The 504-nt window shown below is 63.9% G+C and carries 1 protein-coding gene; it reads left to right on the forward strand.

Translation table 11 applies throughout. The features are described 5' to 3' along the window. Positions 1-61 precede the first annotated feature (61 nt). A partial coding sequence (locus A6U86_RS08805; protein ID WP_275507232.1) for a phosphopantetheine-binding protein occupies positions 62-504 on the forward strand: 443 nt, incomplete at its 3' end.

Here is a 504-nt window from a genome sequence, read left to right on the forward strand (position 1 = left end):
CGAGATTGTAGGCCTTGCGGGGGTATTGCGGGGACATTTGTCGGCGTCCCTGCCAGATTACATGGTTCCTGCAGCCTTTGTGGTGCTTGATGAGCTGCCGTTGACCCCGAACGGCAAGGTGGATCGTCGTGCGCTGCCAGCACCGGCAGACGAGGCTTATGCACGGGGAGCCAGCGAAGCGCCGGTCGGCGAGATCGAGACGATGCTGGCCGACCTTTGGAGCGAGCTGCTCGGCGTCGAGCGGATCGGGCGCGGCGACAACTTCTTCGAACTCGGCGGCCATTCACTGCTGGCCGTGCGGATGATCAGCAGGATACGGCGTGAGTTCGGGGTCGAGTTCAGAATGGCGAGGCTTTTTGCCCAGCCGGTGCTGTTGGAGATGGCCGAGGCGATATCGGAGCTTGTCGGGAGTTCCGGTCGCCAGATGCTGCCGGCCATCAGGCCTGTCGACCGCGCTGGCGTGTTGCCGCTCTCATTTGCCCAGCAGCGCCTGTGGTTCCTCGG

The sequence above is a fragment of the Rhizobium sp. AC27/96 genome (genome assembly GCF_001692325.1).
Lineage (GTDB): Bacteria > Pseudomonadota > Alphaproteobacteria > Rhizobiales > Rhizobiaceae > Rhizobium.